The 15,354-nt window shown below is 63.6% G+C and carries 13 protein-coding genes; 6 read left to right on the top strand and 7 right to left on the bottom strand.

The features are described from left to right. Window positions 1-44: 44 nt before the first annotated feature. Both lgt and R3C13_RS11455 read left to right on the top strand, forming a co-directional pair. Window positions 45-1,001 (top strand): prolipoprotein diacylglyceryl transferase, encoded by a 957-nt coding sequence (gene lgt / locus R3C13_RS11450; protein ID WP_371310957.1) that lies wholly within the window; start codon window positions 45-47, stop codon window positions 999-1,001. Then, window positions 998-2,044 (top strand): class I SAM-dependent methyltransferase, encoded by a 1,047-nt coding sequence (locus tag R3C13_RS11455; protein WP_371310958.1) that lies wholly within the window; start codon window positions 998-1,000, stop codon window positions 2,042-2,044. Before lgt ends, R3C13_RS11455 begins: the two co-directional genes overlap by 4 nt. Window positions 2,045-2,047: 3 nt before the next feature. Here R3C13_RS11455 and R3C13_RS11460 read toward each other — a convergent pair whose 3' ends face one another. Both R3C13_RS11460 and R3C13_RS11465 read right to left on the bottom strand, forming a co-directional pair. Continuing rightward, a complete protein-coding gene (locus R3C13_RS11460; protein WP_371310959.1) occupies window positions 2,048-4,000 on the bottom strand; it encodes an alpha/beta hydrolase family protein in 1,953 nt (650 codons plus the stop codon). A 109-nt stretch (window positions 4,001-4,109) separates the two neighbouring features. Beyond that, complete coding sequence (locus tag R3C13_RS11465; RefSeq protein WP_371310960.1) at window positions 4,110-4,535, bottom strand: secondary thiamine-phosphate synthase enzyme YjbQ; 426 nt, start codon at window positions 4,533-4,535, stop codon at window positions 4,110-4,112. 92 nt (window positions 4,536-4,627) lie between these two features. Between R3C13_RS11465 and R3C13_RS11470 the strand changes: the two genes are divergently transcribed. After that, a complete protein-coding gene (locus R3C13_RS11470) occupies window positions 4,628-5,473 on the top strand; it encodes a neutral zinc metallopeptidase (RefSeq protein WP_371310961.1) in 846 nt (281 codons plus the stop codon). A 121-nt stretch (window positions 5,474-5,594) separates the two neighbouring features. Then, the gene (locus R3C13_RS11475; protein WP_371310962.1) at window positions 5,595-6,884 is read left to right on the top strand and encodes an O-acetylhomoserine aminocarboxypropyltransferase/cysteine synthase family protein; all 1,290 of its coding nucleotides are present in this window, start codon (window positions 5,595-5,597) and stop codon (window positions 6,882-6,884) included. Window positions 6,885-6,935: 51 nt separating this feature from the next. Here R3C13_RS11475 and rpoD read toward each other — a convergent pair whose 3' ends face one another. The 3 genes from rpoD to R3C13_RS11490 all read right to left on the bottom strand — a co-directional run bounded on the left by rpoD (window position 6,936) and on the right by R3C13_RS11490 (window position 11,424). Further along, window positions 6,936-8,930: an RNA polymerase sigma factor RpoD gene (gene rpoD / locus R3C13_RS11480; RefSeq protein WP_371310963.1), complete on the bottom strand. Its 1,995-nt coding sequence runs from the start codon at window positions 8,928-8,930 to the stop codon at window positions 6,936-6,938. Window positions 8,931-8,996: 66 nt separating this feature from the next. Continuing rightward, window positions 8,997-10,859 (bottom strand): DNA primase, encoded by a 1,863-nt coding sequence (dnaG, locus tag R3C13_RS11485; protein ID WP_371310964.1) that lies wholly within the window; start codon window positions 10,857-10,859, stop codon window positions 8,997-8,999. 67 nt (window positions 10,860-10,926) lie between these two features. Beyond that, window positions 10,927-11,424 carry a GatB/YqeY domain-containing protein gene (locus tag R3C13_RS11490; RefSeq protein ID WP_371310965.1) on the bottom strand — a complete coding sequence of 166 codons (498 nt, stop codon included), beginning with the start codon at window positions 11,422-11,424 and terminating at the stop codon, window positions 10,927-10,929. A gap of 133 nt (window positions 11,425-11,557) precedes the next feature. On the opposite strand from R3C13_RS11490, the gene carA reads away from it, so the two are divergent. Further along, window positions 11,558-12,742 carry a glutamine-hydrolyzing carbamoyl-phosphate synthase small subunit gene (gene carA, locus R3C13_RS11495; protein ID WP_371310966.1) on the top strand — a complete coding sequence of 395 codons (1,185 nt, stop codon included), beginning with the start codon at window positions 11,558-11,560 and terminating at the stop codon, window positions 12,740-12,742. A 28-nt stretch (window positions 12,743-12,770) separates the two neighbouring features. Further along, complete coding sequence (locus tag R3C13_RS11500; RefSeq protein ID WP_371310967.1) at window positions 12,771-13,436, top strand: 2OG-Fe(II) oxygenase; 666 nt, start codon at window positions 12,771-12,773, stop codon at window positions 13,434-13,436. A 5-nt stretch (window positions 13,437-13,441) separates the two neighbouring features. On the opposite strand, the gene R3C13_RS11505 is transcribed toward R3C13_RS11500, so the two are convergent. Both R3C13_RS11505 and R3C13_RS11510 read right to left on the bottom strand, forming a co-directional pair. Continuing rightward, on the bottom strand, window positions 13,442-14,029 hold the full coding sequence (locus R3C13_RS11505; RefSeq protein ID WP_371310968.1) for a TetR/AcrR family transcriptional regulator: 588 nt from the start codon (window positions 14,027-14,029) through the stop codon (window positions 13,442-13,444). Window positions 14,030-14,905: 876 nt separating this feature from the next. Beyond that, entirely contained in the window at window positions 14,906-15,352 is a 447-nt protein-coding gene (locus R3C13_RS11510) for a hypothetical protein (RefSeq protein WP_371310969.1), read from the bottom strand. Between the last annotated feature and the right edge of the window lie 2 nt (window positions 15,353-15,354).

Raw genomic sequence — 15,354 nt, forward strand, 5'->3', positions numbered from 1 at the left:
CCCGTAACAGATAGGTCCGGGGCAAGACAGGGAAAAGACGCCGCATGCTGGAAACCATGATGCTCTCTGGCGCGCACCTCGCTGCAGGTGCGCTGTCCTTTCCGGAAATCAGCCCCGCTGCCTTCACCATAGATTTCGGCTTTCTCGGTCTCGGCAAGTTTCACCTGCGCTGGTACGCGCTCGGCTACATGGCGGGCATCGGCCTTGCCTGGTGGTATGCCAATGCAATGATCCGGCGCCCGGCCCTGTTCGGCGGCAACAGCCCGCTGGACAAGGAACAGCTCGACGACATCATGTTCTGGATCATCCTGGGCATCATCCTCGGCGGGCGGATCGGCTATATCCTTTTCTATATGGTGCCCTACCAGTTCGATGTTCTGGTCTCTGATCCCATGACCATTCTCAGGATCTGGGATGGCGGCATGTCCTTCCACGGAGGGATCTCAGGCGTCGCCATCGCGATCGTCACCTTCGCCATGCGGCACAAGCTGCGCCTCCTGTCGCTGGGCGACATTGCCGGCGTTGTTGCGCCGATCGGCATCGGCCTCGTGCGGATCGCGAACTTCATCAATGCCGAACTCTATGGCCGGCATACGACCTCCCCATGGGGCATGGTGTTTCCGGAAGGCATCGTGCCGGGCTCCACGCCGCCGGCCTACAACTGGGACACCGGCACATGGGTCTACAACGGCCTCGAGACCGCGCGCTTCCCGAGCCAGCTTTACGAGTCTGCACTGGAGGGCTGGGTGCCCCTGATCGTTCTCAGCATCCTGATCTGGAAATTCGGCGCGATGAAGCGGCCGGGCCTCGTCGCGGGCCTGTTCCTGCTGATGTATGCGGCAGGCCGCACCATCGTTGAGAATTTCCGCATGCCGGACTCTTTCGTGCACGGACTGCCGGAATGGCTGACCATGGGCCAGATCCTGTCGATCCCGATGTGGATGGGCGGCGCTTGGCTGGTCTGGCATGCACTGAAGCCGAAAGGGCAAGCTGCGGCGTGACCCTCAAGGAACGCCTTGTCCGCCTGATCGAAACCGGCGGCCCGATCCCCGTTTCGACCTATATGCAGCTCTGCCTGCACGACCCGGCGCAGGGCTATTACGCCTCGCGCCCGGCCATCGGGCGGGACTTCATCACCGCGCCGGAAATCAGCCAGGTGTTCGGCGAACTCATCGGCCTCTGGCTGGTGCATGAATGGCGCGCGATGGGATCGCCAGACTCCTTCCGCCTGGTCGAGATCGGCCCTGGCCGCGGCGCCCTGATGCAGGACGCCCTGCGTCTCGCCATGGTCGCCGGCAGCGAGGACTTCGCCAAGGCAATGCAGCTCACCATGGTGGAGATGAGTCCGGCCTTGCGTGAAATGCAGTGTGCTGGCCTGTCTTCGGCCGCGCCGGAATTCGTCTCCACGCTTGCTGAAGTGCCTTCGGGACCGATGCTGCTGGTGGCGAATGAATATCTCGATTGCCTGCCTGCCCGGCAGTTTCGCAAGGATGGTACATGCTGGCGCGAATGCGTCGTCGGGCTCAATGGAGAGCGCGAACTGGTGTTCGGCCTCGCCGCCAACGAGCAGGCCGCGCCGGAAGGTGTGGCAGCTGCAAGCGCTGCCGTCGAAGTGCAGGTCGGCCTGGACCTGATCCTGGCAGATCTTGTCATGCGCGATGCACCTTACCGGGCGCTGTTCATCGACTACGGCCCTTCTGATGTCGCGCCGGGCGACAGCCTGCGCTCATTCAAGGACGGCAAACAGGTCAGTCCCCTCGCCCTGCCCGGCGAGTCCGACCTGACCGTCGATGTCGACTTCGGCCGGCTTGCCCGTCTTGCCACGAAAGCGAGCCTCGATGTGGCAGGCCCGGTTCCGCAGGGCATGTTTCTCATGGGACTCGGGGCACAGGCCCGCCTGAACCAACTCGTCAAAGCCAATCCGGACGAGGCCGATGCCATCTACGAAGCCGTCCGCCGTCTGATCGATCCGGCCGAAATGGGAGAGCGCTTCAAGGCAATCTGCCTCTCCTCCCCCGGCCTGCCACAGCCTGCAGGCTTCTGATCCTCAGTCGACGGGGATGTGAGTTTCGACGAAGTCCGCCATGGCGCGGAGCGCTACAATCCGCGTTTCGCCCTCGGACAGCCAGTGATCCTCGCCCTTCATCTGCACGAACGTCACATCCTTGCCGGCTTTCTTCAGCGCCTTTTCCATGATCCTGCTCTGGACGATCGGAACGACCGTGTCGTCCTTGCCGTGGATCAGCAGCACCGGCGCCTGAAACGCGCCTGCCGAATTGGACGGCGAAATCTGCTTCAGCTTCTCATTGTCGTCCTTCAGGTTCCCGATAATCCGTTGCCAGTATTGCACAGCGGAATTCTTGCGGCCGAGATCGTTGCGCAGGTCGCGGATCATGCGCTCAACATCCGAAACCGGCGCGAGCGCGACGACACATTTGTAAAGCTCCGGGGTGAATGCGCCCCCGGCCAGCGCGGCATAGCCGCCATAGCTGCCGCCGACGATGCACACACGCTCCGGATCGGCCGCTCCAGATTTCACGAGGGCGAGAACACCGTCCGTGACATCGTCCTGCATCTTGGCGCCCCATTCGCCATTCCCGGCGCGCTGGAAATCGCCGCCATAGCCGGTCGAACCGCGAAAATTGGGCTGCAGGACGAGATAGCCACGATTGGCGAAATACTGGGCCATCCAGTCGAAATCGATCGAGTCGTGCGCGGCCGGGCCGCCATGTGGCATGACGATAAGCGGAAGATTCTTGCGGGTCGCTTCAGTGGATCCGGCTGGCCATGTCAGGATGGCCGGAATGCTAAGTTCATCTCGCGCCGGATATTTGATGCCGACCACTTCGCCGATCGCTTCAGCCGGAATGCTGGCGCGCTCTGACGCAAGCAGGGAATAGGAATCGGTGACGCGATCCTGCAGGATGTATGATCCCGCAGTATCTCCTGCGAAGACATAATAGAGAACCTGCTGCCAGCCCTTGCTCCACGAAACCGGCGTGATGGCAGCGCCTGGCACAACGTCATACATGGCGTTGACCGCCGCTTCGGCGGCCTTGTTGTAGAAATCATAGGACGGCAGCGCGCCCGAATAGCGGACCCCTTCGACGAAGCGATTGTCGTCGAGGATGATGTCGTCGATGTCGGCATCGTCGCGGGCAAACACCGGATCGGAGAACTCGCCTTTCATGTTGAGCTCGTAGACCGCGGTATAGCCGCCATCGACGCCGGATTCATCGACGACCACCAGGGCCGATCGGTCCTCCTTCACGCCAATAAGCGAGAATGGCATCCGGTCTTTATCGGATTGGTAGACGAGCGTGCGGTCGCCTGGAATGTCACTGTAGAGACGATAGTATTTGTCTTCTGCCGAGAAATCCTCGCGCGCAAGGACGGTACCGTCTGCATCCACAAACCAGTCGATGGTCTTGGTGACACCGCGGGAATGAATACGTCCCCGCCCATGGTCGAGATCGACCTCGAAGAGGTGATACGGTGGCTTGTCGCCGAAATCGCCGGCATAGGCAGGAATGAAGACAGCCGACTTATTCCCGTTGCGTCCGACAATTTTTCCGAGTCCGGTTTGCGCCGGGAAAATGCCCTCGGTTGTCCGAAGCAGCGTGCTCGTCTTTCCGGTCTCGATGTTGGTCGAGAAGGCGCCGGAATCCTCCCATTTGCCGCGCACGCCAATCTGGCTTGTGGTCTCAGACACCAGAAGGACGACGTGTTTGTTGTCCGCAAAATTCAGCCCTCTGGCGGATAGCTCGTCGATGGACCCGAGGATGGAAACCTGACCCGTCGCGCGTGTGTAGAGAACGATGACGTCCTTACCGTCCCGGCGCATCAGGAAAGCGGCATGCGCACCGTCGGGCGCCAGTGTGAAAAAGCGGAGTTCCGGCAATTCGCCATACGCTTCAAGCGGAGGATGCGGCACCTCCGCCTTTGCAGAGCCCATAACGAACATGGCAAATGCCATGAGCGCAGCAAGTATGATCCTCATCCTGAACTCCCTGAACCTTCCCTTGGAAGGAAGCTAGACAGTGGTGTCAAAGGCCGCAAGTCTCAACTTAGGCGCAACTGCACGGCGTCCGAAAGTTGTTGCAGTACCGCTAGGCGGAAGGCTGGAACTGCACCACGACCCGGCGCTCATGTGGGGCATCGCGGTGCTCGAACAGGTACACGCCCTGCCAGGTGCCAAGTGCAGCCCGGCCGCCGATCACCGGAATGGACAGCGACACCTGGGTCAGCGCCGCGCGGATATGTGCCGGCATGTCATCGGGCCCTTCGGTCCGGTGAACCAGGTAGCGCATGGAGGAGTCGTCAGCAGGTGGTACGAGCCGGCGGAAGAAGGCCTTGAGATCGGTCTGGACATCCGGATCGGCATTTTCCTGGATCAGCAGCGAGCACGATGTGTGCTGGCAGAACAGGGTCAGCAGGCCGTCGCCGCCGCCGGCCTCGCGGAGGAAGGCCTGCACAGGGCGGGTGAACTCGTACAGCCCCTGCCCCGCGGTCCGGATGGTGAGGATGTCGTGCATACGCGCTCCCTGATGGATTGGCCTGTCCTCGCATGGTTGATAAGGTTCCGGCAATGGCCGGCAGTCGCCGGGCGGTTCAAGGGAGACATGGGATGCGGTGGCAAGGCGGACGCCGGGGCGGCAATATCGAGGATCGGCGCGGCATGGGGGCCGGCACGGTCGCCGGAGGCGGCGCGGGCATGATCATTCTGGCGCTGATCGCCTATTTCATCTTTGGCGTCTCGCCTGAGGAAGCAGGGCTGCCGGATCCTTCCACGCAGACAGCCTCAACCTCCGAAGCCGCGCGCACCGGCACACCGGAAGACGAAGCCGGGCAGTTCGTCGACATTATTGGCGCCAATATCAACGACGTCTGGAGCCAGGCGATCCGCGGCTATACCGAACCGCGCATCGTGCTCTACGACCGCGGCACGCAGACCGCCTGCGGCATGGGCCAGGCGGCCATGGGCCCCTTCTATTGCCCACCGGACCAGACCGTCTATCTCGACCTCTCCTTCTGGCAGCAGATGCAGCAGCAACTTGGCGCATCGGGCGCGGACTTTGCCAAGGCCTATGTCATCGCGCATGAGTTCGGCCACCACATCCAGACGCTGACCGGCGTGTCGGACCAGGTACGCAAGGCCCAGCAGCTCGCGCGCAGCCAGGAGGAGGCGAACGCCTACCAGGTGGCGATGGAGCTACAGGCCGACTGCTATGCCGGCGTCTGGGCTGCGCATGCAGCGGAAGCCTCGGGTGGCAAGGTGGCGCTGGAGCGGGGCGATATCGAGGAGGGCCTTCGCACCGCGCAGGCCATCGGCGACGACATGATCCAGAAGCGCACGCAGGGCTATGTGACGCCCGAAGCGTTCACGCATGGCAGCGCCGAACAACGCGTCGAATGGCTCTACAAGGGCCTTCAATCCGGCGATCCGAAAGTGTGCGACACGTTCAACCAATAGACTGCGGCCCCGGAAGTCATTAGCGCGGCGGGGGCCATATCGTCAGATTTCCTGCATTGCCGGGCCAATTCGCGTGACCTAAGACCTCTGCCTTGCACACAGGGACAGGAGACGCACGACCATGACGAACGCGGCTGAACAGGGATTTGACACACTCGCCATCCACGCCGGCACCTCAGCCGACCCAGCGACCGGCGCGCGGCAGGTGCCGATCTATCAGACCACGGCCTATGTCTTCCGCGACGCCGACCATGCGGCCGCGCTCTTCAACCTGCAGGAAGTCGGCTACATCTATTCGCGCCTGACCAATCCGACGATTGGCGCGCTGCAGAACCGGGTCGCGGCGCTCGAAGGGGGCGCGGGTGCGGTGTGCTGCTCCTCCGGCCATGCGGCGCAGATCATGGCGCTGTTCCCGCTGATGGGCCCCGGCCGTAACATCGTTGCCTCGACGCGCCTCTATGGCGGCACGATCACCCAGTTCAGCCAGACGATCCGGCGGTTCGGCTGGTCGTGCACATTCGTCGACTTCGACGATCTCGGCGCCGTGAAGGCGGCCATCAATGACGACACACGCGCCATCTTCTGCGAGACCATCGCCAATCCGGGCGGCTACATCACCGACCTCGACGCCATCGCAGCGATTGCGAACGATGCCGGCATTCCGCTGATCGTGGACAATACGACGGCGACGCCCTACCTCTGCCGCCCGATCGAGCATGGCGCGACGCTGGTGGTGCACTCACTGACCAAATATCTCACCGGCAACGGCACGGTGACCGGCGGCGCGGTGGTCGACTCCGGCACATTCGACTGGTCAGCCTCGGACAAGTTCCCGTCCCTCTCGAAGCCTGAGCCTGCCTATCATGGCCTCACCTTCCATGAGACCTTCGGCAATCTCGCCTTCACCTTCCATGGCATTGCGGTGGGCCTACGCGACCTTGGCATGACGATGAATCCTCAGGGGGCGCACTATACGCTGATGGGGATCGAAACGCTGTCGCTGCGCATGGAAAAGCATGTCGCGAATGCCGAGAAGATCGCGAAATGGCTTGAGGGTCATGCGGCGGTCGCTGGCGTCACCTATGCCGGGCTCGACTCGTCGCCCTACAAGGCGCGGGTGCCGAAGATCTGCCCGAAAGGCGCAGGCGCCCTGTTCACGGTGCAGCTGAAGGGCGGCTATGCGGCGTGCACGAAATTCGTTGCCGCGCTCAACCTGTTCAGCCATGTGGCAAACCTTGGCGACGCGCGCAGCCTCGTCATCCACCCGGCCTCGACCACGCATCGTCAGCTGTCGGATGAGCAGCTGATCGCAGCTGGCGCAGCGCCCGACACGGTGCGCCTCTCCATCGGCATCGAGGACGCCGCCGACCTGATCGCAGATCTCGACCAGGCACTGAACGCGGCGGCGTGAGCGTAATTTCAGCAGGAAGAGAAAGGGCGGCCCGCGGGCCGCCCTTTGTGTTTAGGTATCCAGGAAGCTGCGCAGCTTGCGGCTGCGGCTCGGATGCTTCAGCTTGCGGAGCGCTTTGGCCTCGATCTGGCGGATGCGTTCGCGGGTCACCGAGAACTGCTGGCCGACTTCTTCCAGCGTGTGATCGGTGTTCATGCCGATGCCGAAGCGCATGCGCAGCACGCGTTCCTCACGCGGGGTGAGCGAGGCGAGCACGCGGGTGGTCGTCTCGCGCAGGTTCGACTGGATCGCGGCATCCACGGGAAGAAGCGCGGCCTTGTCCTCGATAAAGTCGCCGAGGTTCGAATCCTCGTCGTCGCCAATCGGCGTTTCCAGCGAGATCGGCTCCTTCGCGATCTTCAGAACCTTGCGGATCTTCTCCAGCGGCAGGCCCAGCTTCTCGGCCAGTTCTTCCGGCGTCGGCTCGCGGCCGATCTCGTGCAGCATCTGGCGCTGGGTACGGATGATCTTGTTGATCGTCTCGATCATGGGCACCGGGATACGGATCGTGCGGGCCTGGTCCGCGATGGAGCGGGTGATGGCCTGACGAATCCACCAGGTGGCATAGGTCGAGAATTTGTAGCCGCGGCGGTACTCGAACTTGTCCACCGCCTTCATCAGGCCGATATTGCCTTCCTGGATGAGGTCCAGGAACTGAAGGCCGCGGTTCGTGTATTTCTTCGCGATGGAGATCACGAGACGGAGGTTGGCTTCCACCATCTCCTTCTTCGCGATGCGGGCTTCGCGCTCGCCCTTCTGCACCGTCTGCACAATGCGGCGGAAATCGTCGATCGGGATACCGATTTCCTGAGCAATATCGGAAATCTCGGCACGGACGTCTTCGATGTCAGCCGACTTGCCGTCAACAAACTTCTTCCACTTCGCCGACAGCTCACGGACCTTTTCGGTCCAGTCGGGCTCAAGTTCGCGGCCGAAATAGTTTTCGAGGAATTCCTTGCGCGGCACGCCATGGGCGTCGGCGAGACGCATCAGCTTGCCTTCAAGGCCCATCAGCTTCTTGTTGATGGCGTAGAGCTGTTCCACCAGCGCCTCGATACGGGCGTTGTTGATGTGGATGGTCTTCAGGTTTTCGACGATATTGTTCGACAACTCGTCATATTCGCCCTGCGCCTTCGGCGTCAGCGCCTTGCCTTCCATCTTGCGGGAGACCAGCTTGTCCTGAAGCTTGCGGTAACGGCCGAAGCCGTCGGCAATCTCGTCCAGCTTGGCGAGCACGCCGTCGCGCAGTTCCGCTTCCATGGCGGACATGGACATGGCAGCGGCATCGTCTTCCTCGTCCTCTTCCTGCTCCTGCTGCTGGCGCAGGCGCTCGGCCTCGACTTCGTCGACGTCTTCGCTGCTCTTGCGGGCGCGGGTCTTGGTCGGCTCGGGCTCCGGCTCCTTCTCGACGACTTTCGGCTCCGGCGGCGGATTTTCCGCGCCATAGGTCGCCTCAAGGTCGATCAGGTCGCGCAGCAGGATCCGCTCATTGATGAGCTCGTCGCGCCACACCATCATGGCTTCGAAGGTCAGCGGGCTTTCGCAGAGGCCCCGGATCATCGCGTCGCGGCCGGCCTCGATGCGCTTGGCAATCGCGATCTCGCCCTCGCGGGAGAGGAGTTCCACGGCGCCCATTTCGCGCAGGTACATGCGCACCGGATCATCGGTGCGGTCAGAGCCGCGGGCGTTGCCCTTTTTGACGACGACCTTGCGGTCCTCGATCTTGGTCAGGGCCTTGCCCTGCTCTTCGGCCTCTTCTTCGCTTTCGACGACAGCGATGCCCATTTCCGAGATCTGGGACATTACGTCCTCGATCTGGTCGGAGGTCATCTCGTCATTCGGCAGCAGGGCGTTGATTTCGTCATGCGTAATGAAACCGCGCTTCTGGGCGCGTTTCAGAACCTTTTTGACGTCCGTCGCATTGAAATCGACAAGGCCGTTCTCCTGGTCCTTGTCGTCTTCGTGATCGCCGTCACCCTGCATGTTTTTCTGCTTGGCAGATGCCATTCACTTTCTCTCCCATGACACAGGGCGCTCGCCTCGCCCGTGTATCCTGTAAATTCCGTGCCTATTTCAGCTTTCGCCGACTTTACCCGCTGCCTCGTTCATCCGGGCTTTCAGGGCTCGACGTTCCGCGACAAGCTGATGTTTCCGCCGCCACGCAGATGGCGACGACGTGGCGTCGATGCCAGCATCATCCATGCCAGCCTCCGCCTCAGCTTCATCGGGACGTCCTGCAACCATGTATTGCTCGAGGGCGATCAGCCATTCCCTTGCCTCGGGTCCATCGACCGCGATCTGAGGCGTGGTGGGATATTCTTTGAGCAATCCGGAAGCGCGCATGTTCCCTGCTTCCGCTAAATGGGCGCAGAGTCCCTTGCGGTCAATAGGGATTCCTGCATGTGCGAAGTCCAGGACTGTATCCCGGATCAGGCTCACATCCGGGTCCGCGAAGGCCGCCAGAGCGAGGGTTTCGGCGCCGAGGTCCAGCAACTCGGGCGTGTCGACGGCGCGCACGATGGCGCCGAGGCCGCGCAACTTGGCCGGAGCGCCGCCTTTCAGCTCAACCTGGCCTTGATCGCCTGAGGCGGGAAGCTGTCCCGATCCGGGGCGCTTCCTGTAGTCGCCGCTACGGTTGGCCTGGCGCACCTGCCAGAAATGGTCGCGCATCCGGGCTTTCAGGTCGCGTTCATAGGCGGCGCGCACGCCGGGATGTTTGATCTGAGCCGCTGCGGCAGCGAGGCGCGCTTCGAGCCCGGCCTGGCGTTCCGGCGTGTCTACCGGCTCGGCGTCGCGCTCGCGCATCCAGAGCAGTTCGGAGAGGGAAATCTTCTGCGCGAGGGCATCCGCCATGGCGCCGGGCCCGCGGGCGCGAATCAGGTCGTCGGGGTCCATCCCGTCCGGTAGGAGGACGAAGAACAGGCTGCGGCCCGGTTCGACATGCGGCAGGGCGCGGTCAATGGCGCGATAGGCGGCGCCAAGGCCGGCCCGGTCGCCGTCAAAGCAGAGGGTCGGTTCGGGCCCGGCTTTCCAGATGAGGCTCAGCTGGTCTTCCGTCAGCGCGGTGCCGAGCGGCGCGACCGATGTGCCGAAGCCGGCTTCTGCCAGCGCGATGGCGTCCATGTAGCCTTCGCAGACGATGAGGCCCCCGCCCTCCCCGCCGCCGAGCGCCTCGCGGGCCGTCTTGTAGCGGTAGAGGATGCGCGACTTGTGGAAGAGCGGCGTGTCGCCGGAGTTCAGGTATTTCGGCTTGGCATCCGGCGTGAGGCCCCGGCCGCCAAAGGCAATGATGCCGCCGCGCAGGTCCGCGATGGGGAACATGAGGCGCCCGCGGAAGGCGTCGTAGGGTTCGCCGCCCTTGTCGCTTTCCTTGGCAAGGCCGGCTTCAAGGATTTCCTGCTGGGTGAAGCCGAGGGATTTCAGGTGTTCGATGGTCTTGCGCCAGTCATCTGGGGCATAGCCGAGGCGGTGGCGCTTCCAGGCGCCGGGGCGCAGGCCCCGCCCTTCGAGGTAAGCTCGGGCGGCGGCGCCTTCGGACGCCATCAGCCGGTCTCCATAGAAGGCGGCAGCTGCTTCGCAGGCCTCCTGCAGGCGTTTGCGGTGATCGTATTCCTCAGCGGCCTCGGGACTCGCCTTTGGCAGCTGCATGCCGGCCTCTTCGGCCAGCTTCTCGACGGCTTCCATGAAGGTCAGCCGCTCGGTCTCCATGACGAAGCTGATGATGTCCCCGCCGAGGCCGGAGGAGAAGTCCTTGAAGATGCGCTTCTGGTCGTTGACGTAGAAGCTCGGGGACTTCTCATTGGTGAAGGGCGAGAGGCCGACCCATTCCTTGCCCTTCTTGGTCAGCTTCACCTTGCGGCCGATCACGTCCGAAGGCCGGATGCGGGCCTTCAGCTCTTCGACGAAGCCATCGGGGATGCGGATGCTGGACGACATGACCGTCTAGACTATCGCGTTACACGTCTCTGGGGAACGGCGCATTTACGCTGCGCCGGGTGGGCGATCAGCTGGCGCGGGACAGCGCCTTGCGCATGGCCTTGCCGGCCTCGCCGGTCTCGATGAGGCCCGGATAGCGCTCTTTCAGCGTGCTCATGCAGCGGCCGAGATCCTTGAGCTTGGACGCGCCGAGGTCGCTGACCACTTCCTCGACTGCAGTTTCCAGAGCCTCGCCGTGCAGCAGTTCAGGCAGGAATTGCTGGATGATATCGATTTCGTCGCGCTCGCGGATGGCGTCCTCGATGAGGCCGGCATCCTCATGCTCGCGGGCCGACAGTTCGCGCTGGGCGATCATGGTCTCCAGAACGCGGCGCACATCGGCATCGGGACATCCCTCGCCTACACCGCGGCCACGGGCGCACACGTCGCGGTCGCGCACGGCGCACTCGATCAGGCGCAGCGTTGCCAGACGAACGCCGGTCTGGCCGGATTCGGTTTCCGATTTGAGGGCATTCGCAATGCGCGCCTTGAGCGTCATCGCATCACTTGTGTCTTCTCGGCCCATGCCGCGTTTTGCCTTTCACACCCTGTCCGCAGCGTTTGCTTGACGCGGCAGGGACTCAGCCCCAATACACCCGGCGAGCTTCTGGTCGTTGGGTTAACGGAACCCTACGGCCCCGCCGGGAGGTGTGACAAATATGTCCTATGTTGAGAAAACTCAAGCAGACTCGTCAGCGACGGGAGCGATCGCCCTGGCCGACGGCACAGTGTTCCTCGGACACGGCACGGGCGCGACAGGCATCCGGATCGGCGAATTGTGCTTCAATACTGCGATCACGGGCTATCAGGAGATCCTGACAGACCCCTCCTACGCCTCCCAGATCGTGCTGTTCACGTTCCCGCATATCGGGAATGTCGGAGCCAATCCGGAGGACCATGAAGAGAGTTCCGAGCCTGGGTCCGACGCCGCGCTCGGCGCCATTTTCCGCGAGCCGATCACCGCGCCATCCAACTGGCGGGCTGGCGAGGGCTTCGATTCCTGGCTGAAGACGCGCGGCATTGTCGGCCTGTCCGGCGTCGACACGCGGGCGATCACCCGCCTCATCCGCGAGAAGGGCATGCCGAAGGCGGCGATCTGCCACCAGCCGGAAGGCAATATCGACTTCGAGGCCCTGATCAACGCCGCCCGCGCCTGGGAAGGGCTCGAATGTGCCGACCTTGCCGCGAATGTCGATGCCGATACGAGCTTCGCCAATGCCGAGCAGCTGTGGCAGCCGGCTGAGGGCTACAGCGCGCTGACGGACGGCGCATATCACGTCGTGGTGGTCGATTTCGGGGTGAAGAAGAACATCCTGCGCAACCTTGCCAGCGTCGGGGCGCGGACGACCGTGGTGAACGGCGACACACCTTTCGAAGAGATCCTGGCGCTGAAGCCGGACGGCATCGTCCTCTCCAATGGCCCCGGCGACCCGGCAGCGACGATCGAGCGCTCCGGCGACACGATCCGGGCAGTCGTCGGCAGCGGCCTGCCGATCCTCGGCATCTGCCTCGGGCACCAGCTGCTGGCCCTTGCCCTCGGAGCCAAGACCATGAAGATGGCGCAGGGCCATCATGGCGCGAACCATCCGGTGAAGGATCTTGCCACCGGCAAGGTGGAGATCGTGTCGATGAACCATGGCTTCACGGTCGACCCGGCGACGCTGCCGCCCGGCGTGGAAGAGAGCCACCGCTCGCTGTTCGACGGGACCAATTCCGGCCTTGCCGTGAAGGACCGCCCGATCATCTCGGTGCAGCATCATCCGGAGGCGAGCCCCGGCCCGCAGGACAGCTTCTACCTCTTCAGACGGTTCGCAGACCTGATGGACAAACACCGCGCCGGCTGACGACCGGCCGATTCCGAAAGCCACGGCCATGACGGCCATCTCCCCTCCTCTGCCGGGCGAAAACCGCCTCGGCGCCATTGTCGATGACCTCGCCTCGAAGGGCTGGAGCTGGCAGCCGGGCTTCCTGCCGGACGCGCTCTACCGTGCCCTGCGCGCCGAAGTGCTGGCGGTGGACGCGCTGGACGACCTCGCCCCGGCAGGCGTCGGGCGCGACGATGCGTTCCAGCTTGACCGGTCGATCCGGCGCTCGCGCATTGCCTGGCTCGACGGATCGAGCCCGGCACAGGCGGATTTCCTCGCATGGGCCGAGCAGTTGCGCGAGACGATCAACCGGGCCCTGATGATCGGCCTGTTCGAGTTCGAGGCCTGCTACGCCGTCTACCGGCCGGGCGGCTTCTATGACCGCCATCTCGACAGTTTCGAGGGCGCAAGGAACCGGGTCGTCTCATTGGTCGTCTATCTCAATGAAGACTGGCAGGACGGCGACGGCGGCGCCCTGCTGGTCTGGCCAGAAGGCGCCGGCGAGGATGACGCGCCAGAGGCGCGCCTTGTGCCGGAGGGCGGCGGGGTTGTGTTCATGCTGTCCGAGACGATCCCCCATGCGGTCGAGGCAACGGAGCGGACCCGCTATGCCGTCGCAGCCTGGTGGCGGGTGAACCCGTCCGTTGGCGGACGGATCGACCCGCTCGCCTGACGGGCCTATCTGAGATTGCGCAGCATGATCTCGAACGCTTCATGGGCGACGTCCGGCGTGAGGCCGTCCTCCCCCTTGCCCAGCGCGAAGCCGAAACCGTTGAGCACCGACTGGACGAGCACGGAATAGACATTGATCCGCGACCGCGGGAAGCAGCGCTTGTCCGCCATGAACTCCATCGACCGGCGCACATTGCGCTGGCCGATGTCGCGGTCGGATTCGTACCAGCCCTGCATGCCGAGGACGGACGGCCCTTCGAACAGGACGATCCGGTAATATTCCGGCCGGGCAGCCCATTTCAGATAGACCTTCGCACCGGCGAGCAGCTGGGAATACGGGTCGTTCGGATCGATCACCTTGCGCGCCTCGGCGCGGGCCTCTTCGTCCATGCCTTTCTGAAGGTCTGTCCAGACCTGCTGGAACAGGGCGAGCTTGTTCGGGAAATGATGGAACAGGGCGCCTTTCGTGACGCCTGCGTCAGAAACGATGTCGGCAAGGCTCGCCTTGAATCCGTCGCGCGCGAAATGCGCCTGCGCCGAAGCGAGGATCGCTAAGCGGGTCTTTTCCGCGTCTTCTGCCGTGCGTCGTGCCATCTGGTTTCCAATTGCCCGGCAAACATACCAGTGGTAGGAATAAACTCAAAGGTGATGCGTGGCGGACCTGTTCGCAACGTGTCCCTGAAGGACCGCGACGGAAAAAGCGCTGGGTGGGACCGGCATTCGTCGGCGCGGGACGCTAGCGGGCCGCACCGCCTTCCTGCCGGGAGGCCGGTGCGGCCTTATTCCCGATCTGTAGCAGATACAGCCGGACTGGCGTGAGCCATCCGGGGATGAAAGGTGTTTGCCCCTTGAAGGGAGCCGTGGCGCGGCGGGCGCCGTGGCGCTCCGCCAGTGATAAAAGGTAGGCTACGGATTGGAGCGTTACCGCCCGCCGCGCCGGAGATGGAGATTTCGGATCGCCGCCGGCGCGCCTCATCGCATCGGCCGTCTTGCAGGGCCGAGGTCGCAAAGGCCCGGACAGTGCTGACGCACCGAGGCCGGGCACAGACCAGCAAGGGACAAGCGTCCCAAACCGGATCTGCCGGGGAGGTCATCGGTCTTTGTCGGTCGTGTTTCCACTTCCTCCGCCGGACCAGCTTTCCTAGGGCCGCCGCCTGGCCGTTACTCCGGGCGACAGCTCAATCTCTCCATTCCTCCCCCGCACAAACCGAACGGTACCGGCCCGGCCCCTGTGCGTTGGATGCATGTAAGATAGTCGTGTGATCCCGCTGGCCGGATAAAGTGGTCGTCACGCCCGGCCGCGCAGCGGTCAGGGGACCCATCCCTGAACGCTTCAACAGTTCACGGCATCTGCTGTGTCTTCAGCGGAACATGACGCACGTGGGGGGTCTTCCAGAGATGGGTGCCCGGACGGCTTGCAGCCGTCGGGCATGACGCGAGAGGGGGGATAGAGAGGGCGCCCCTCCCCTATTACCGCGCCGCCTTCCGAAACAAGGCAGCAGCCGCGAGCCAGAGCAGCGTGAAGACGCCCGTTGCGCCGGCGACATCCCAGGGCCATGCCGCAGCCTCGCGACCGAAACCGGCGATCAGGGCGACGGCCCCTGCACCTGCCTGCGCCAGCGCCGCAGCGAACATGGCACGCGCCATGCCTTCCGGCCGGAAGCGCGCGATAAGCGCTCCACCCAGCGCAACCGCAAGGACACCGGCAAACATGAGATTTGCCGGATGCCCTTCAGACCCGATAATGCCGACGGCAAGACTGGTCCATACCAGCATGAAGGCGCCGGCCAGCGCGACCATAGACGCAATGCGATAGGGCCAGCCTGTCTTCCGTGTCCTGAAGACCAGAACCGCAGGCACGGCAACGGCGAAGACCAGAACGGCCGCCGCAATGAAATCTTCAGGCCCCCAGTTCACGG

The sequence above is a fragment of the Hyphomonas sp. genome (assembly GCF_041398385.1).
In the GTDB taxonomy this organism is placed as follows: Bacteria; Pseudomonadota; Alphaproteobacteria; order Caulobacterales; family Hyphomonadaceae; genus Hyphomonas.